This window comes from Nitrosomonas sp. sh817, from assembly GCF_030908545.1.
Lineage (GTDB): Bacteria > Pseudomonadota > Gammaproteobacteria > Burkholderiales > Nitrosomonadaceae > Nitrosomonas.
The window spans coordinates 1,548,937-1,567,023 of the sequence record NZ_CP133083.1 but is presented as its reverse complement, the minus strand read 5'-3'; the positions used below and the strand labels follow the sequence as shown (position 1 = coordinate 1,567,023).

The 18,087-nt window shown below is 48.5% G+C and carries 21 protein-coding genes, 1 pseudogene and 1 riboswitch; of the genes and pseudogenes, 16 read left to right on the top strand and 6 right to left on the bottom strand.

What is annotated here, in order from left to right; translation table 11 throughout:
* The first annotated feature begins 39 nt into the window (after positions 1-39).
* The 9 genes from RBH92_RS07350 to RBH92_RS07310 all read left to right on the top strand — a co-directional run bounded on the left by RBH92_RS07350 (position 40) and on the right by RBH92_RS07310 (position 8,172).
* A complete protein-coding gene (locus tag RBH92_RS07350; protein ID WP_307931482.1) occupies positions 40-612 on the top strand; it encodes a hypoxanthine-guanine phosphoribosyltransferase in 573 nt (190 codons plus the stop codon).
* The gene (locus tag RBH92_RS07345) at positions 606-1,352 is read left to right on the top strand and encodes an S-methyl-5'-thioinosine phosphorylase (protein WP_307931481.1); all 747 of its coding nucleotides are present in this window, start codon (positions 606-608) and stop codon (positions 1,350-1,352) included. The genes RBH92_RS07350 and RBH92_RS07345 overlap by 7 nt, the downstream gene beginning before the upstream one ends.
* On the top strand, positions 1,342-1,875 hold the full coding sequence (gene def / locus RBH92_RS07340; protein WP_307931480.1) for a peptide deformylase: 534 nt from the start codon (positions 1,342-1,344) through the stop codon (positions 1,873-1,875). The genes RBH92_RS07345 and def overlap by 11 nt, the downstream gene beginning before the upstream one ends.
* A 258-nt stretch (positions 1,876-2,133) precedes the next feature.
* A riboswitch (glycine riboswitch) is annotated at positions 2,134-2,234 on the top strand.
* Between the two features lie 45 nt (positions 2,235-2,279).
* A complete protein-coding gene (gcvT, locus tag RBH92_RS07335) occupies positions 2,280-3,371 on the top strand; it encodes a glycine cleavage system aminomethyltransferase GcvT (protein ID WP_307931479.1) in 1,092 nt (363 codons plus the stop codon).
* 33 nt (positions 3,372-3,404) lie between these two features.
* Positions 3,405-3,794, top strand: coding sequence for a glycine cleavage system protein GcvH (gene gcvH / locus RBH92_RS07330; protein WP_292925395.1), 390 nt, complete (start codon positions 3,405-3,407; stop codon positions 3,792-3,794).
* Positions 3,795-3,840: 46 nt separating this feature from the next.
* Positions 3,841-5,193 (top strand): aminomethyl-transferring glycine dehydrogenase subunit GcvPA, encoded by a 1,353-nt coding sequence (gcvPA, locus tag RBH92_RS07325; protein WP_307931478.1) that lies wholly within the window; start codon positions 3,841-3,843, stop codon positions 5,191-5,193.
* Positions 5,194-5,223: 30 nt separating this feature from the next.
* Positions 5,224-5,721, top strand: a complete 498-nt coding sequence (gene tpx, locus RBH92_RS07320; RefSeq protein WP_307931477.1) for a thiol peroxidase — start codon at positions 5,224-5,226, stop codon at positions 5,719-5,721.
* An 18-nt stretch (positions 5,722-5,739) separates the two neighbouring features.
* Positions 5,740-7,194 carry an aminomethyl-transferring glycine dehydrogenase subunit GcvPB gene (gene gcvPB / locus RBH92_RS07315; protein ID WP_307931476.1) on the top strand — a complete coding sequence of 485 codons (1,455 nt, stop codon included), beginning with the start codon at positions 5,740-5,742 and terminating at the stop codon, positions 7,192-7,194.
* Positions 7,195-7,236: 42 nt separating this feature from the next.
* Complete coding sequence (locus RBH92_RS07310; protein WP_307931475.1) at positions 7,237-8,172, top strand: carbohydrate kinase family protein; 936 nt, start codon at positions 7,237-7,239, stop codon at positions 8,170-8,172.
* A 118-nt stretch (positions 8,173-8,290) separates the two neighbouring features.
* Here the strand turns inward: RBH92_RS07310 and RBH92_RS07305 are convergent, their stop codons facing one another.
* Positions 8,291-9,139: an endonuclease/exonuclease/phosphatase family protein gene (locus RBH92_RS07305; RefSeq protein ID WP_307931474.1), complete on the bottom strand. Its 849-nt coding sequence runs from the start codon at positions 9,137-9,139 to the stop codon at positions 8,291-8,293.
* 299 nt (positions 9,140-9,438) lie between these two features.
* Complete coding sequence (locus RBH92_RS07300) at positions 9,439-9,771, bottom strand: hypothetical protein (RefSeq protein ID WP_307931473.1); 333 nt, start codon at positions 9,769-9,771, stop codon at positions 9,439-9,441.
* 49 nt (positions 9,772-9,820) lie between these two features.
* Between RBH92_RS07300 and RBH92_RS07295 the strand changes: the two genes are divergently transcribed.
* Positions 9,821-10,816, top strand: a complete 996-nt coding sequence (locus tag RBH92_RS07295) for an IS30 family transposase (RefSeq protein WP_307931472.1) — start codon at positions 9,821-9,823, stop codon at positions 10,814-10,816.
* Between the two features lie 886 nt (positions 10,817-11,702).
* Here the strand turns inward: RBH92_RS07295 and RBH92_RS07290 are convergent.
* The 4 genes from RBH92_RS07290 to tnpA all read right to left on the bottom strand — a co-directional run bounded on the left by RBH92_RS07290 (position 11,703) and on the right by tnpA (position 13,817).
* Entirely contained in the window at positions 11,703-11,930 is a 228-nt protein-coding gene (locus RBH92_RS07290) for a MerR family transcriptional regulator (RefSeq protein WP_307931471.1), read from the bottom strand.
* Positions 11,931-12,085: 155 nt separating this feature from the next.
* Positions 12,086-12,424 (bottom strand): VC1465 family Xer recombination activation factor, encoded by a 339-nt coding sequence (locus tag RBH92_RS14970; protein WP_374049967.1) that lies wholly within the window; start codon positions 12,422-12,424, stop codon positions 12,086-12,088.
* A gap of 751 nt (positions 12,425-13,175) precedes the next feature.
* Positions 13,176-13,316 carry a hypothetical protein gene (locus RBH92_RS07285; protein WP_307931470.1) on the bottom strand — a complete coding sequence of 47 codons (141 nt, stop codon included), beginning with the start codon at positions 13,314-13,316 and terminating at the stop codon, positions 13,176-13,178.
* Between the two features lie 69 nt (positions 13,317-13,385).
* Positions 13,386-13,817: an IS200/IS605 family transposase gene (gene tnpA / locus RBH92_RS07280; RefSeq protein ID WP_307931469.1), complete on the bottom strand. Its 432-nt coding sequence runs from the start codon at positions 13,815-13,817 to the stop codon at positions 13,386-13,388.
* Between the two features lie 185 nt (positions 13,818-14,002).
* Here tnpA and RBH92_RS07275 point away from each other — a divergent pair.
* The 6 genes and pseudogenes from RBH92_RS07275 to RBH92_RS07250 form a co-directional block, all read left to right on the top strand.
* Positions 14,003-14,461 (top strand): annotated as a pseudogene (locus tag RBH92_RS07275) (winged helix-turn-helix domain-containing protein); the annotation flags it as partial.
* A gap of 59 nt (positions 14,462-14,520) precedes the next feature.
* Positions 14,521-14,751 carry a hypothetical protein gene (locus RBH92_RS07270; protein WP_307931468.1) on the top strand — a complete coding sequence of 77 codons (231 nt, stop codon included), beginning with the start codon at positions 14,521-14,523 and terminating at the stop codon, positions 14,749-14,751.
* On the top strand, positions 14,733-15,149 hold the full coding sequence (locus tag RBH92_RS07265; protein WP_307931467.1) for a hypothetical protein: 417 nt from the start codon (positions 14,733-14,735) through the stop codon (positions 15,147-15,149). The genes RBH92_RS07270 and RBH92_RS07265 overlap by 19 nt, the downstream gene beginning before the upstream one ends.
* Before the next feature lie 174 nt (positions 15,150-15,323).
* On the top strand, positions 15,324-16,244 hold the full coding sequence (locus RBH92_RS07260) for a branched-chain amino acid transaminase (protein ID WP_307931466.1): 921 nt from the start codon (positions 15,324-15,326) through the stop codon (positions 16,242-16,244).
* A 24-nt stretch (positions 16,245-16,268) separates the two neighbouring features.
* On the top strand, positions 16,269-16,472 hold the full coding sequence (locus RBH92_RS07255; protein WP_292924434.1) for a zinc-finger domain-containing protein: 204 nt from the start codon (positions 16,269-16,271) through the stop codon (positions 16,470-16,472).
* Positions 16,473-16,572: 100 nt separating this feature from the next.
* Positions 16,573-17,949 (top strand): phosphomannomutase/phosphoglucomutase, encoded by a 1,377-nt coding sequence (locus RBH92_RS07250; protein ID WP_307933938.1) that lies wholly within the window; start codon positions 16,573-16,575, stop codon positions 17,947-17,949.
* The last annotated feature ends 138 nt before the right edge of the window (positions 17,950-18,087 follow it).

Genomic DNA, 18,087 nt, shown 5'->3' with positions numbered 1-18,087 from the left:
AGCATGATACAAATTGACATATTCAGGTTCAGTAATACGATGCTATTGTCTCACCAACAAGCCTTGCAGATTCTCGATAACGCAGAATTGATCCATTCTGAGCAAATCGTTGCGCAAACCTTGCAGCGCCTGGCAGCGGACATCACCGCTGAATTATCACAGCAGCAACCTTTGGTTTTATGCTTGATGGGCGGAGCGGTGGTATTCGCCGGTCAATTACTGCCGTTGCTCAAATTTCCACTCGACTTTGATTTTGTCCATGTGACGCGTTATGGCGATGCGTTGCACGGCGGCGAGATCCAGTGGCGAGTGAAGCCTCGGGAAAATCTCAAGGACCGGGTTGTATTGGCGGTGGACGATATTCTGGATGAAGGCGTAACGCTGGCGGCGCTGCGCGATTATGTATTGGAAAAGGGCGCCAAAGCATTTTATAGTGCGGTGCTAGTGGAAAAGGAAACGGGAAAACCGAAGCCGATCGCGGCCGATTTTGTGGGGATATCGGTTCCGGATCGCTATGTTTTCGGTTTTGGCATGGACATTCATGGCGCTTGGCGCAATTTGCCGGCCATTTATGCTTTGAAAGACAGCATTGGAAACAACAAAGAATGTTAGCAATCATTGGTGGTAGCGGCCTTACGCAGTTATCTTGCTTGGAAATATCGCATCGGCAAATCATTCGCACGCCGTATGGCGAGCCTTCCGGGCCGCTAACTTTCGGCAAGCTGAATGGCGAGGATATTGTATTTTTGGCGCGGCACGGCCATGGGCACACGATTCCACCGCATGCGATCAATTATCGCGCCAATTTGTGGGCATTGCATTCGCTGAAGCCCGCGCATGTCATCGCGGTGGCATCGGTCGGCGGCATCCGTGCCGATCTGACGCCGGGTAAATTGATCTTGCCGGATCAGATCGTCGATTACACCCATGGGCGCAATTTCACGTTTTTCGATGGCAAAGATCAGCCGGTAACGCATATCGATTTCACTTGGCCGTATTGCCAGCAAACCCGCGAGCTATTGCTGCAAGCAGCGAAGCATGCCGGGCAAACCGTTGCCGACGGCGGTGTTTACGCAGCGATGCAGGGGCCGCGCTTGGAAACGGCGGCGGAAATCAACCGCTTGGAGCGCGATGGCGCGGACATCGTCGGCATGACCGGCATGCCCGAAACTGTGCTGGCACGGGAAATCGGTCTCAATTATGCGACACTGGCGGTGGTCGCCAACCATGCCGCGGGACGCGGAACCAATAAAAATGCAATCCCGCTCAAGGAAATTTATGTTGTGCTGGAACAAGCGATGATTAAAGTCAGAAACATTCTGGAACATTTGGTGAGGTGTCATGGCCATTAAACCGGTACTCAAAATGGGCGAACCGTTGCTGTTGCAAACCGCCAAACCGATCGAACAATTCGATACGGCCGAATTGCATGCATTAATCCGGGATATGGAAGATACGATGGAATCGCTAAACGGCGCCGGTCTGGCCGCGCCGCAAATCGGCGTAAGTCTGCAAGTCGTCATTTTCGGCTTCGACCATAATCCCCGTTATCCACGCGCCGAGGAAGTGCCTTTCACGGTGCTGATTAATCCGAAACTCATGCCGCTGTCGGACGGCAAGGAAGACGATTGGGAAGGTTGTCTCAGCGTGCCCGGCATGCGCGGCGTAGTTCCGCGATACAAGCAATTGCGTTATCAAGGTTTCGACCAGTACGGAAAAACTATCGACCGCACCGTCAGCGGTTTCCATGCGCGTGTTGTGCAGCATGAATGCGACCATCTGCAAGGGATTTTGTATCCCATGCGAATCCAGGATTTCCGGCAATTCGGGTTCACCGACGTGTTGTTTCCGGGACAAGCGGTGATGGATGATTGAATTCAGATTTCTTATCGATCGATTTGATTCTTTAGTGGATCAATGACGCTTGTTTGCTATAAAGTAAAAGAGGTTTTTGGCAATATGCGAAATTTACCAAAGCACCTTGTCTAAACCCTTGTTCGTCAGGTATAGTTCGCCTTTGCCAAATCAATCCAAGCAGAAGAGTGCGCTATTCAGTAGCGCCGCCGAAGGCGTAACCTCCCCGGAATCGCTCAGGCAGGGTCAAACTCTGTTTGTTCCTTAAGAACTGCTTGCGACAGGCGATCTGGAGAGCGCCGGAACTTTTTCCGGCCACCGAAGGGGCACACGGATTCAATTCTGTCAATCTCTCAGGTAAAAAGGACAGAGGGGCACGCGGCCATTTCACTTATGAATGGCGCTTTATTTTTGGGAGAAAAACCGTGCTGAAAATGACACCCCTGAATCAAACCCACCGCGATATGAACGCCAAAATGGTCGATTTCGGCGGCTGGGATATGCCGTTGCATTACGGCTCGCAATTGGATGAACACCACAAAGTCCGCCAGGATGCCGGCATGTTCGACGTGTCGCACATGCTGCCGGTGGATATCAAAGGCAACGATGTGCGCGGTTTCCTGCGCCAACTGGTCGCCAATAATGTCGATAAATTAACCGTTTCAGGAAAAGCATTGTATTCCTGCATGCTGACCCCGCAAGGCGGCATCATCGACGATTTGATCATTTATTTTTTATCGGAAGATTGGTTTCGCATCGTGGTTAATGCGGGTACCGCGGATAAAGATCTTGCCTGGATGCTGAAGCAGCGCGATGCGCTAGCGCCAAGCCTGGAAATCACGCCACGCCGGGATCTGGCAATGGTGGCGGTGCAAGGTCCGAACGCGCGCGCCAAGGTGTGGCAAGTCATCCCCAATTCGCAAGCGGCGACCGAGGAATTGAAACCGTTCCAATCGGCGATCGTTGGCGACTATTTTATAGCCCGTACCGGCTATACCGGCGAGGACGGATTTGAAATCATGCTGCCGGCTACGGATGCGCCCGTTTTCTGGAAAGCGCTGCATGCTGCCGGCGTTGCGCCTGCCGGATTGGGTGCACGCGATACACTGCGGCTGGAAGCTGGAATGAATTTGTACGGTCAGGATATGGATGAAAGCAAAAATCCACTGGAATCCGGCTTGGCATGGACCGTCGATTTGAAGTCCGAGCGCGACTTCATCGGCAAGCAAGCATTATTGAGCACCAACATTGCGCAGCAACTGGTTGGTTTGGTGTTGACCGATCGTGGCGTTTTGCGTGGTCATCAAGAAGTAATCGGCGAGAAGGATGGGGTCGAGTATAAGGGTGAGATCACCAGCGGCGGTTTTTCACCGACCATGAATCAATCGATCGCGTTGGCGCGTATTCCGGTGCAAATCGCAGTCGGCGACGAAGTTAGCGTAGTGGTGCGCGATAAGAAGTTGCGCGCTAAAGTGGTAAAATATCCGTTCGTGCGTAACGGCAAAGTTTTGGTTTAAACATTTACACGTAATTTTTTCTGGAGCGAATTTATGAGTATTCCAACAAATCTGAAATATAGTAAATCCCATGAATGGGTAAAACCTGAGGCCGACGGCACGGTGACGGTTGGGATTTCCCATCATGCCCAGGAATTGCTCGGCGATATGGTGTTCGTTGAATTGCCGGAAGTTGGAAAAGTACTGAAACAAAAAGAAGAATGTGCAGTTGCCGAATCTGTTAAGGCTGCCGCCGATGTATATGCGCCAATCTCCGGCGAAGTGATTGCCGTTAATTCACCGCTGGTTGATGAGCCCGGAAAAATTAATGAAGACGCCTATTCTGCTTGGTTATTCAAGATGAAACCCAGCAATCCGGCGGAAATCGATGGTTTGTTGGACGCGGCCGCTTATAACGAGCTGGTTGAAAGCGAAGACCACTGATTCAAGTTGTCTTAGTCAATTATTTTTAAGTTTATCGAGTTAGATCATGCCGTTTATTCCTCATACCGAAGAAGATATCGCTGAAATGCTTGCCAGCATCGGCGCCAAGTCAATCGAAGAGCTGTTCGACGAAATTCCCAAGGAATTGGTCAGCGGCGAATTAACCGGTGTTCCATCCGGTCTCAGCGAAATGGAAATTGCCCGCTTGATGATGGAGCGCGCCCATAAAGACGGTTTCTACCAGAATTTCATCGGCGCCGGTGCGTATGAGCATCACATTCCGGCCGCAGTATGGCAAATCACCACGCGCGGGGAGTTTTATTCTTCGTATACGCCTTACCAAGCGGAAGCCAGTCAGGGCACTTTGCAATTGCTGTACGAATACCAATCAATGATGGCGTCGCTGACCGGCATGGACGTTTCCAATGCCAGTATGTATGACGGCGCCACCGCGTTGGCGGAAGCGGCATTGATGGCAGTGCGTGCGCACAAAACTTCTCGCAAGATTTTGATTCCTAAAACCGTGCATCCGGTTTATCGTCAAGTCGTGCGGGCGATCGTCAGCAATCAAAAAATCGAAGTGGTTGAGTTGCCGTACGATACCAAAACCGGTCAAGCCGATCTGGCTGCGATCAGCAAGGCGGATTATGGCGATTTTGCCGCGTTGGTGATTCCGCAACCGAATTTCTTCGGTGTGCTGGAGCAAGTCGATGAATTAACCGATTGGGCGCATAGCAAAAATTCGTTTGCCATCGGCGTGGTTAATCCGACTGCACTGGCGATGCTGACACCGCCCGGAGAATGGGGCAGCAAAGGAGCCGATATCGCAGTCGGCGAAGGTCAGCCATTAGGCATTCCGCTATCCAGCGGCGGTCCGTATTTCGGTTTCATGGCCTGCAAGAATGATTTAGTGCGTCAAATGCCGGGGCGTATTATCGGACGTACCACCGATTTGGACGGCAAAGAAGGTTTTGTGTTGACCTTGCAAGCACGCGAGCAGCATATCCGCCGCTCGAAAGCGACCTCCAACATTTGTACCAATCAAGGTTTAATGGTCACTGCAGCAACGATTTATATGTCGCTGATCGGCCCTGAGGGATTACGCCGGATTGCGGCGCAATCGCATGCCAACACCTTGGAATTGGTTGAACAAATGGAAAAAATCAGCAGCGTGAAACGTACTTTCAGCGGCGCAACCTTCCATGAAGCGGTGCTGACGTTGCCAAAATCGACTGCTGGGGTGTTAGCTCAACTGAGACAGAACGGTATTCTAGGCGGATTTGATTTGCAAGCGCATTATCCGGAATTAGGCAATGCGTTGCTGGTTTGTGCAACGGAAACGAAAACCGCTGGTGATTTGCAAAACTATGCAAACGCAATGAAACAGGCACTCGGCTAATTTCATCTTACCATCATTAAAGGAAACAACATGGTCACTCTGAAAGGTAAACCCATCAAAATCGAAGGTACTTTTCCCAAAGTCGGGCAGCAAGCGCCTGCTTTTTCTCTGGTCAATAGAGATTTGCAAGACGTCACGCTGGCAAATTACGCCGGCAAGAAAAAAGTCTTGAGCATCCTACCTAGCCTCGATACACCGGTATGCGCGCTGTCGACACGCAAATTTAATCAGCAAGCCAGTAATATGGAAAATACTGTGGTGTTGATCATTGCAGCGGATCTGCCGTTTGCAATGACGCGCTTCTGCGATTCCGAAGGACTCGATAAAGTGATTACATTGTCCACCATGCGCGGTGCTAACTTCATGAAAGATTATGGTGTTTTCATCTCTGACAGTCCGTTTGGCGGCATCACGGCGCGTGCAATCATCGTGCTGGATGAAAACGATAAAGTGATACACGCCGAACTGGTTCCAGAAATCGCTGACGAGCCTAATTATGACGCGGCCATGGCTGCATTAAAGCAATAATTTTTTTAAACACACATCATGCTGATATTCGAACACTCGCGCAAAGGGCGTCTCAACTATTCTCAATCCCCGGCGAAAACGGCGGGCAAATCGTCAATTCCGCAAAACTTATTGCGCAAATCGCCGGTGTTGTTGCCGGAAGTTTCCGAGATGGATACCGTGCGCCATTACACGCGGTTATCGCAAAAGAATTTTTCCATCGATACCGAGTTTTACCCGCTGGGTTCCTGCACGATGAAATATAATCCGCGCGCGTGCAACTCGCTGGCAATGTTGCCGCAATTTTTGTCCCGGCATCCGCTGGCGCCCGAAGATACCGGTCAGGGTTTTCTGGCATGTATGTATGAGTTGCAAGAAATTCTGAAATCCGTCACCGGAATGGCGGGGGTCAGTTTGACACCAATGGCTGGCGCCCAAGGCGAATTGATCGGCGTGATGATGATACGCGCGTATCACGAAGCGCGCGGCGATTTTGCCCGTACCGAGATTATCGTGCCGGATGCGGCGCACGGCACCAATCCTGCAACCGCGGTCATGTGTGGCTTCAAAGTGGTTGAGATCGCGACCGACAAAGACGGCAATGTTGATTTGGATGCTTTGAAAGCGGCTGTTGGTCCGCAAACTGCCGGATTGATGCTGACCAATCCGTCGACGCTTGGCGTATTCGAGAAAAATGTCGCGGAAATGAGCCGTGTCGTGCATGCTGCCGGCGGTTTGTTGTACTACGACGGCGCCAATTTGAATGCGGTGCTGGGTAAAGTCAAACCGGGCGACATGGGGTTTGATGTGATTCATATCAACCTGCACAAAACCTTTTCGACACCGCATGGCGGCGGTGGCCCCGGTTCTGCACCGGTGGGCGTAGCCGAACGTTTACTTCCGTTTATGCCGGTTCCGTTTGTTGCGAAAGATGGCGATCGTTACCGTTGGGTAACGGAAAAAGACAAACCGCAGACGATCGGGCGTTTGTCCGCGCATATGGGTAACGCGGGTGTATTGCTGCGCGCCTATATTTATGTCCGTTTGCTCGGGATCAACGGCATGCACCGCATTTCTGAATTCGCAACCTTGAATGCGAATTATCTGATGGCGGAATTGCGTAAGGCGGGCTTTGAAATTGCCTATCCGAATCGCCGCGCCAGTCACGAGTTTATTGTCACCATGAAGGACATTAAGGATAAAACCGGTGTGACCGCGATGAATCTGGCTAAGCGTCTATTGGATAAAGGCTATCATGCGCCGACCACCTATTTCCCGCTGCTGGTGCCTGAGTGTTTGTTGATCGAACCGGCGGAAACGGAATCGAAAGAAACATTGGACGCATTTGTGGTTTCGATGAAGGAGATTCTGCAGGAAATCGAATCGCAACCGGACATGGTCAAAGGTGCCCCGCATACCATGTCGGTGCGTAAACTGGACGATGTTAAAGCGGCGCGAGAACTTGATCTGGCTTGGAAGCCTGCTGGCGCTTGATTAATAAAGTTCGTCATTCAATCTTAATTTTGATCTAAATCCATGCGCACTTTAATTTGTGGTTCCATTGCATACGACAACATTATGGTCTTTCCGGATCATTTCAAAAATCATATTCTGCCGGAAAAAATTCATGTCTTAAACGTCGCATTTTTGGTTCCGGAAATGCGGCGTGAGTTTGGCGGATGCGCTGGAAACATTGCCTACAATTTAAAAATGCTAGGTGGTGAACCGGTCATGATGGCTACGGTTGGCGATGATTTTGCCCCGTACAAAGCGCGCTTTGAGCAATTAAACTTGATCCAGGAACATGTGCAGCACGTTCCTGATACCTTTACCGCGCAAGCTTTTATTACCACCGATCTAGCGGATAATCAGATCACGGCGTTTCATCCAGGTGCGATGAATTTCTCTCATCTGAATTCGGTGAAAGAGACACGGGATATTCGCTTAGGTATTATTGCACCGGATGGCCGCGACGGTATGATGCAACATGCGCGGGAGTTTTATGAAGCTGGAATTCCTTTTATTTTCGATCCGGGGCAAGGATTGCCGATGTATAACGGCGAAGAGCTTCTCGATTTTATCGGTAAAGCTGATTATATTGCGGTGAATGACTATGAAGGCCAGATGTTGCAAGACCGGACCGGGCGTAATTTAGAAGACTTCGCGAATCATGCCAAAGCATTGATTATTACTTTGGGTGCGGAAGGGTCGATTATTTATGCCGGTGGCAAGCAATATGAAATTCCTTGCGTCAAACCAAAGGCAATCGTCGATCCGACCGGTTGCGGCGATGCTTATCGGGCCGGTTTGTTGTACGGTATTGTCAATGGCTTCGACTGGCAAACGGCCGGGCAATTGGGGTCGTTAATGGGTTCGTTGAAAATTGCTCAACGCGGCGGGCAAAATCATCAATTTACCCGCGATGAAATCGGTCAACACTACTTTGAGAATTTCGGTAACCGGATTTTTTGAAGAGATTCGACAGTAACCAAGTACCAAACGCCGGTTAACTAGACCAATTCAATCGAGAAACAAAGGCGTGAGTACCGCGCAATGAAAAATGAGTCGCGCGCGTAGTAAATCAATACCTTCAATTTAATTCCACCCAAACCGGTTGATGATCGGAAGCGGTTGTTTCCGCATCACTGCCATGTTGTTTTAAATGTTTCACTAATCCATCGGTTATTAGCACAAAGTCGAAGCATTCCGGTTGATCGACAAAATCAACCGGATGAATTCCGACAGTGGGTGCATGTGGCACCCATGGATTTAATAGAGACCAAGTATCATGAAATGCCGGTGTGTCATCATCGAATGGCGCCAGGATCTGCGCATGTTCGGGTGCTGTTGCTGGAAAATTCAGATCGCCGCATAAAATCGCTTCTTTGGGTCTGGGAAATACTTCGAATGTACCACCTCGTTCTTCTGGTAACGATTTGCGATGCGACATGCTGCATGCCTCTTGGTGTAAATACCGGATGGCATCGATCTGCATTTCACGTTGCCGCTGCGAATAATATTCCAAATGTGTGGTCATGATGCGAATCGGGCCGATGTTTGTCGCCACCACGGCTTCTACCAGTACGCGCTGCATGCTGGGTGTGGATAGTTCCGCTTGCCAAGGCAAGAGATGCCGCCATACTTGACCGACCGGGAAGCGGCTGAAAATGACGTTACCGAATTGGCTGCGGCCACCATGCCCATCCGGGACGTCGGTTCCAATCCCGTAAATCATGCAATAATCAGGAAGTGACGCCGATAGAACGGCTATTTGATCGTCACCACGATTTCCTGGTAAACCGGGGAAATTAACTGCGACTTCCTGCAGGCAGATGATGTCGAAATCATCTAATTGATGAATGGTTTGAGCGATGTGCTGAAGATCGACATCTCCATCCATGTTGCGCCCCCATTGAATGTTCCAACTGAGCAGTTTCATTATTTTCTCCGATGCGCTGTATATACCCTGCAACTTTAAACCGCTGAAGGTACGAGGGTCGCACCGGTCAGCGGCGCGAAGGGTATGCCCCGAAAGGGGCATGCCGTCCCGAACCTAACCACAGAAGGGACATCGTCCCTGACTTCCTCATACTGCAAAACAGAATTTAAAATTGAAAAATCAACAAGTGGCGCTTATCCAGCGCTAGTGTGCCGTTACTATTGAAGGGGATCAAGCACTTTACAGCATTAAAATTATGACTTTTAGACTGGTGAGCAGAGCTACGAGAAATGCGACTATCAACAATTGCCTAGTTTTTTTCTTTTTATTCCAAGGGCTTTCATAAAAGCCTTTGCGATAAATATGAAAAAAATAAATAGATATGGCATCATATTAGCTCCTATTTGTTGCGCAGCTATTGGCCGTAGCTGCACCGGTTTAAAATAGGTTGTCCCAATCAAAAGCCATTGCTTGTGTAATAAAGCAGTGGCTTTTGTACAACCGCGATTAAATATATCACATAAAAATAGCTTCTCACTTAACGCAATACGCAATAATTTTTTGCGTTGCGCCGTAAAACCTGGTGGATTCAAAATTGAAGTGCAACTTTTGTAAGGAAGTTTAGGAAGCAAGCTGCGGTAGTATCGGAGCTTCTTAAACGACCAAGTAGAAGGAGCACAGATGAAGCACTACAAGCAGCTCACCAGCGAGCAACGATACCAGATTTCCGGCTTGAAGAAGGCGGGTTTGAACCAATCGCGAATAGCGGATGCAGTGGGCGTGAGCAAGTCGACGATTTCGCGGGAATTCAGGCGGAACAAGGGTCGGCGTGACTGGTATCCCAAGCAGGCGCAGGAATTACGGAACGAGCGCCGAAAACAATGCGCCAACGCCCAGCGTTTATCAATGTCGGACTGGACGGAAGTTGAGCGATTGGTTCGGCTGGACATGAGTCCGGAGCAAGCGGCCCGTCGACTTGCTTTGGAAAGTGTGTTGCAGATCAGTCACGAGACGATCTACTTGCACATATATGCAGACAAGCGTCGAGGTGGCGACCTGTGGCGGCATTTGCGTTGCCAGAAGCCCCGCAGGAAGCGTTATGCGAGCGGTCAAGAGCGCCGGGGCACGATCAAGAACCGGATCGGCATTGATGAGCGTCCGGGGATCGTGGATCAGAAGAACCGCATAGGCGACTGGGAGGGCGACACCGTAATCGGCAAGAACCATCAAGGCACATTGGTTACGCTGGCCGAGAGGAAGTCGCGCTACATTCTGGCAGCCCAAGTGCCCGGCAAACATGCATCGGGCGTAACGGCGGCGGTAACGCGATTGCTGCGCCCCCATAAACGCAAGTGCCACACCATGACATTCGACAACGGGAAAGAATTTGCGGAGCATGAAACCATTGCTGCGAAACTCAATGTGGATATCTACTTCGCTCATCCTTATCATTCATGGGAGCGCGGCTTGAACGAGAACAGCAATGGGCTGCTGCGGCAGTATTTCCCCAAGGGAATGGAATTGATTAAGGTGACCCAGGAACAAGTACAATGGGCGGTGGATAGACTCAACCATCGACCGCGCAAGGTGCTTGGATTCAGAACCCCGTTTGAGGTGTTCTTCGGAAAGACGGTGCGCTATACCAAGCCACCGCTAGGTGTTGCACTTCGAAGTTGAATCCGCGCCTCATAAATTTCCTATTCGTTATGAATTCCGATTTTCACAACTAGTAACCTTTATGATATACCGGTTTATATTTTGTTTTGAGTGCCGCTATAATCCCGAAACTTTGATATTCGGGATTACTATGTCTGATTTCTCAAAACTCATGAACCTTTATTGGTTCATTCGATTTCACCGACGAAATAAATCTACAAAGCGTCGATACTACCGATATGTTGCAGCGGAAAAAAAACGCCTGCTTGAAGCAGGCGTCGATCCAGAAGAATTGCGTTTGTTATGTCGGTCTTTGTCTACCAGGTGGAATATACACGCAGAAAAACGCTTGAAAACTTATCGAGCAAAAATGATAAATAACTTCGAAAAGCCTGATAATTCTTCGCCGACCAATTGCGTATAATTTGTACGAAGTCAATCTAAAAAAAGCGGAAAATTCTGCATAAATTAATCAATTTTTCCCTACTCAAAACCGGACGCTGACAAGCGCGGAAACAATTTCACCCCCCAAAACGTACAAAAAAGATTTTTATTCCCTGCAAAACTGCTTTTTTGTTCTCTAGTTGTCCCAACGTTGTCCCAACGATCCCGCCCTCGATGCTGCCTTACGGTAGCCTCCCGGCTATGCGTTCGGTTTAGCAAAGGGGCGGGGTTGAGACCGTCAGCGGCTCCGCGAAGCGGCCGCGCAGGGAACATACCCGCTTACGCCGACTTGAGAATTCCTACGTTTGACCTTAGGTCAAGCCTCGGAACCTTCTTTCAAGATCGGCTGCTAGTCTTTGTTTTACTTCATTTCTGAACCTTCGTTGAGCGTACACAACGGGGTTAAAGCAAGGTTCCAGCCGGTGGCGTTCTTCCTCGTTCCTCGTCATCACGCCCCGGCTGTTCAATCGCGTACAACCTTCAGTTGTCGCGGTTGAAGCTTCCTGACGGCATAGCCCCGAAGATCAGGCCCACGCTTGCCCGGTTTGATGTTCAAAGGGCAGGTAATGCGCCAGATATTCGAATCGTCCTTAAAGCCAGCTATACGCCCTTGAGCAAGTAAAGTTCTTACCCGGCGCTCAGAGACTTCAAGAAAATCCGCGACATCGGAAATACTAAAAAATTGTGTCAAAAATCCCTCCTTTTTAGCCCTTAAAAACACCCCGCAAACCCATTGACTTGTTGCGGAATAGTATTTTTACCATGAAAATGACCTAAGTCATTGATGAAGCATAAAACAGGGTAGTATTAAAAATTCCCAAAATGGGAATGAACGGACTAGTGTTACTAGCCGATTGATGAATTTTTTTTCCTCCCATTTTTTGGCCGGACAAAGGGCAGCAAATTCGATCTTTCTGGAGGTAATCCGGATTTGCGTTTTTCCTCCCGTTCGAGCCGCCATTGATTAGCCATTGCAAAAGTAAGTGAAAGGTAATTTAAATCGGGTGCAGTGAATTTTTTCCCCTCGGGTGACCATAAGGCATCACCCGAGAACCTCCAGCCCCGCCAAGCGTCGCTAGGAAGCTCGTAACCTGTTAGAATGTGCAGAAGCTTAAAAGCCGCATAGGGCACTTGAATCCGGCCAGATTCCCAATTGTGCAGTGTGCGGTAAGTCACTCGAAGCATTTCAGCCGCTTCCTTCTTACTAAGCCCTGACAAAATGCGGGTTTCACGTAGTTTTTCATGACTGACAGGTCTGTAAGGTTTGCGTCGATTCCTGCATTTTTTCACCTAATCAACAATTTACAGGGTGGATAAACGACCCATTGCCATAGATGCCGGTCAAAGCGAGCGCCGGTAATCTTCCCGGTTCTACAGTAGTGAATGAATTGGCCAACACTTAAGCCATGACTAGCAGCAAAGCTACGAGCAAGAACAGGGCGGCCGGATTGGGTCTCATGCGTTTTTTTCATTTCGCCGGTTCCTTTGCTCGTCGCAGTGTTCAAGATAATTTTCTAAAGACCCATATTTGAATTTCAATTCAAGCAGAGCCAGCTTGACCGGAAGCCAAAGAAAAACATTTATCCAGAAACTATTGAATCCGAGAAATCGAAGCAGATTCATGTAGTGCAAAGAATGCACATTTACAAAATAACAAAACATTTTTAACTCCCAAAAAGAGCAAAACTGTTCCGCCTTTAATCACAAAACTATTCCGCAAAAAGTATAAAGCAATTGCGTATAATTTGTATTATGTAAAATTAATAATATACTGCTTAAAGCATTGCAAAAAATTCATAACCTATTTTGACGGCGGACAATGACTTTGAAACATTGGGACAAACAATCTGAAACATTTATCTATTTCAGAAATTCTTAATGAGCTTACAAGATTTTGGTGAAATCAATTTAACGAAAGGATTTTATAAGGCATTCTTTAATCATTAATTTCTCTTAAAAAGACAAGTTTTGGAATCCTATTGCGGCCACTGTCATAGCCAAATATTACCGTCACATCAGCCATAACTTTTTTCCTACCCATAAGAATCTCAGGTTCAATACCTGGATCAAGCTGCAAACGAACCCTCGCCGGTGGGTTTGAGTTACGGACTGAAAGTCCGGATACGCGTCGACTAAACGACGCGTCTTATTCCGGCTCCATTTTAAAATTGTCGTTTGGATTTGGCTCAAAATGATGCTCCAAGTATTGTTTGATCATCTCTTCTGTCATCTGACCTACTGTCACGCAGAAATACCCTCGCGCCCAAAAATGCCTTCCCCAGTACCGCTTCTTCAAGTGAGGAAATTCTTCAAACAGATAGCTCGATGTTCGTCCTTTTAGCCGCCTCATGATCTCACTCGGAGCCATCTCCGGCGGACAACTCACCAGAATATGCACATGATCCTTACTTACTACACCCTGTACAATTCCGATTTCAAATGCTTCACACGTCTGACGAACCAACTCTCGTACTCGTTCTGCTACTTCTCCCTTCAGAATCTTATATCTATACTTCGTTACCCATACAAAATGATATTCAATCTGATAAACCGTATGACTTCCATATCTATAATCCATGCCACACCTCCTGTGTGGCATATTCTCGCAGCTAAAGCTGACCGGCTGAAGCCGGTGGTTTTAACCTTATGATGGACAATAAATGCTGATTATTCGTTAGATTATCCATACCAACGCGCTCTCGAATATTATTGACTCGGCACAATAATACTTGAAATTTATGAATCGCCCCCCATCTTGTTGAAATGGAAAAAGACGACGCAAGATATTCGACGCTGGAGCAACTGCATGAACGGCGCAAGCAAGTGGTGCGGTTGCATCGCAAGGGCTACGGCATGATGCAAATTGTTGAGCTCAGTGGGCTTTCGTATCCGACAGTTCGGTTTGCGATAGATCGGTATGAAGAAGGCGGATTTTCCGCCCTGAAGCCAGGGATGCGAGGCAAGCGTACTGGTCAAGGGCGGTCACTGACAGAGGAGCAGGAACAAGCCATCCGCAAGATCATTTGTGACAAGCGTCCGGAGCAACTGAAGATGGAATTTGCGCTGTGGAATCGGGCGGCGGTCATGCAACTGATAGAGCGGGAGTACAGCATCAAGCTGTCGGTGCGCGGCGTAGGCAACTATCTGTCACGTTGGGGTTTCACTCCCCAGAAGCCGATCAAGAAGGCCTATGAGCAGCGGCCTGAAGCCGTACAAGCCTGGCGTTAAATTTTCGCGTTATTTGGTACTATGTAATGCATCGTTATGTTATTGGATGAATAATGATGCATGGTATTGATTTGTTGAATATAGCAGAAACCCGAGAATATCCACTCTGTATATGTTGGGCAAGCCCCGGCAATCCTTCTAAACCTCATGCGTTTCATCATTACTCTGACTGGAATCAATTCATTTCTGGATTTCCGCTGAATAAAAAAATCCCGCAAGCAATAAGCGCTAAATATGAAAGAGCACAAGCTTTATACTTAATGGCTTGGTTCGCTATGACGTAATCAAAGCCGGTGAATTAGCGGCTTTCGCGGCGCTGGAATTAGCACTTAGAGATCGGTATTGGTGCGAGTTTAAAGAGAAGAAGGTAGAGCTTAAAGAAAATGCTCCTAACTATATGAAAGGAAATAGAGCTAATGCATTCTTATTACCCGGCCTACGATTTATGGTTGAATATGACGGTCTTCGCGATGAAGTGCTTCCAATTTATAACAAATCGAAAGGTGTGGTAATTGCTAATCTCTTTTCGGATGACAAAGAACAAAACGGTACAAAACGAAGTGATACTCTTGTGAGCTTTAGAAATTCACTAGCCCATGGTGATCCTTTCGATGGTTTGCCAACTGGCAGCTTGTTAGAAATAATACGTGATTTGATTGAATATATGTATCGGGATCACTAACGCATTCACGTCTGCATCATTTTTTTGCGTTTCAAATCATTTGTCCCGATGTTTCAAAGTAATTGTCCGCCGTCAACAGTTTATTTGCTCAACACACAACAGCCGGGGTAATTCAACGCCGCATGAAAAATAAGTTAGAATATGAACCTTTAGAAACTTACCGGGAGTAATTGAATGTCGATGGCTGACCGTGACGGAGTAATCTGGTATGACGGGAAAATGGTTCCCTGGCGGGATGCCAATACGCATGTCTTAACACATACCCTACACTATGGGTTGGGAGTATTTGAAGGATTGCGAGCCTATGAAACCGCGCAAGGTCCGGCGATTTTCCGTTTGCAAGAACATACCGATCGTTTGTTCAATTCAGCGCATATATTCATGATGAAAATGCCCTACGACAAAGCCACGCTGATGCAAGCGCAGTGCGATGTGGTCAAGCAAAACAAGTTGACGTCCGGGTATATCCGCCCAATCGCATTCTATGGCGCCGAAGCAATGGGACTTTCGGCGAGAACATTATCGGTTCACGTAGCGATCGCAGCCTGGCCTTGGGGAACATACCTGGGAGCCGAAGCGCTGGAGAACGGCATCCGTGTTAAAACTTCCTCGTTCACTCGCCATCATGTCAACATTAATATGTGCCGTGCCAAATCGGTGACAACGTATGCCAATTCAATTTTAGCGAATCAAGAGGTCGCGCTTAACGGTTATGACGAAGCGCTGTTATTGGATGCCGAAGGCTACGTGGCCGAAGGATCCGGTGAAAATATCTTCATCGTGAAACAAGGCAAACTGTATACGCCTGATCTAACCTCCTGTTTGGAAGGCATTACCCGGGCATCGATTATGGAACTTGCGACTGAATTGGGAATAACGGTCATCGAGAAGCGCATCACCCGCGACGAAATCTATTGCGCCGAAGAAGCATTTTTTACGGGCACAGCCGCCGAAGTGACACCGATTCGTGAGCTGGACAATCGCATTATTGGCGCGGGTAAGCGCGGACCGGTTACCGCGAAAATACAGACTTTATTTTTCAATTGCGTCAAGGGCAAAGCCAAGGATCATGAAAACTGGCTCACTTTGGTCTAATCATTAAATACGGGAGTAACGAAGATGAATCAACAAACAAAACATAAAACACCGGTCGTTGAAGTAACGGCAGAAGACTTGCCGCTGCACTGTCCCACTCCGGCAATGATGCTATGGAATTCGCATCCGCGGGTTTTTTTACCGATTGAGGCAACCGGTGAAGCATTGTGTCCATATTGCGGTACACAATATATCCTCAAGGGCGGAGCCACCGCTGCGCATCACTAAGACGATCAACACTTTTTGCAAGATTGCGCCTTACAGAAGGTTTTAGATCAACCACAATTGAAGTTTTATTAATTAATCATTCAACCGGATTGCTAACATGATGCCAGTCATTCCCCATGAAATTTTCAAAGCCTATGATATCCGCGGCATCGTTGGTAAGACGGTTACTGTCGAGAATGTCGAAAAGATCGGTCATGCCATCGGTTCCGAAGCGCGCGCCAGAAATCTGACAACCATCGCGATTGGCCGTGATGGACGCTTATCCGGTCCGGAATTATCGCAAGCGTTGGCGCGGGGTATCCAAAAAAGCGGAATCAATGTCATCGATGTCGGCATGGTTGCCACTCCGATGCTGTATTTTGCCGCCCATGAATTATGCCAATATTCCGGCGTGATGGTGACCGGCAGCCATAACCCCCCTGAATACAACGGCTTTAAGATTGTCTTGGGCGGCCAGACCCTGGCCGCTGAAACCATTCAGGGATTGCGAATCCGTATCGAAACGAATGATCTGACGCATGGTTCGGGGGTTTATTCCGGACACAACATCGTTGATGCTTACCTAAAACGTATCACCGGCGACGTGCGATTGGCTCGCCCTTTAAAAATCGTGGTTGATTGCGGTAATGGTGTTGCGGGTGCTTTTGCGCCGGCGCTGTATCGAAGTCTCGGTTGTGAAGTAACTGAATTGTTTTGCGATGTCGACGGTTCTTTTCCCAATCACCATCCGGACCCGTCCGTGCCGGATAATTTGAACGACGTCATCCAAGCATTAAAAACCACGGATGCAGAAATCGGCTTGGCTTTCGACGGCGACGGCGACCGGCTTGGCATCGTCACGAAAACAGGGCATATTATTAATGCAGACCGCCAGTTGATGCTGTTTGCCGCCGATGTGCTATCGCGCAATCCTGGCGCAAAAATTATTTTTGATGTGAAATGCACCCGGAACTTAGCGCCATGGATCACGCAGCATGGCGGCACACCGGTGATGTGGAAAACCGGTCATTCTTTCATCAAATCCAAACTGATCGAAGAAAAGGCGCTATTAGCCGGGGAAATGAGCGGCCATTTGTTCTTCAAAGAACGATGGTATGGCTTTGACGATGGTTTGTATGCCGGAGCGCGGCTGCTCGAACTGCTAAGCCGTGAAACCGATATCAATGCGGCGCTGAATAATTTGCCTGATAGTCTCAATACGCCCGAACTGCAAGTCCGTACCGCCGAAGGAGAAAATCATGCGCTGATCGCGCAGTTACAGAAAAATGCCGTTTTTGACAATCCGCAACAAATCATCACGACCGATGGTTTGCGCGTGGAGTACCGGGATGGTTTCGGCTTAGCGCGCGCTTCCAATACTACGCCGGTGATGGTGTTGCGATTTGAAGCGGATAATCCGGCTGCGCTGCAGCGCATTCAAGAGGATTTTCGCCGCAATATCCTGCAAGCAAAGCCTGATGCGCAATTACCTTTCTAGTTTAAACCGGCAAATCGATACCAATAAAAAAACTCTTAGAAATAAATAAGAGTGAACCGCTGGTTTTCTAACCGGGCGGATTAATCAAGCGCGGCGGCGATAAGCTATGAGCCCTCACACAAATCTTGACTGTGAATG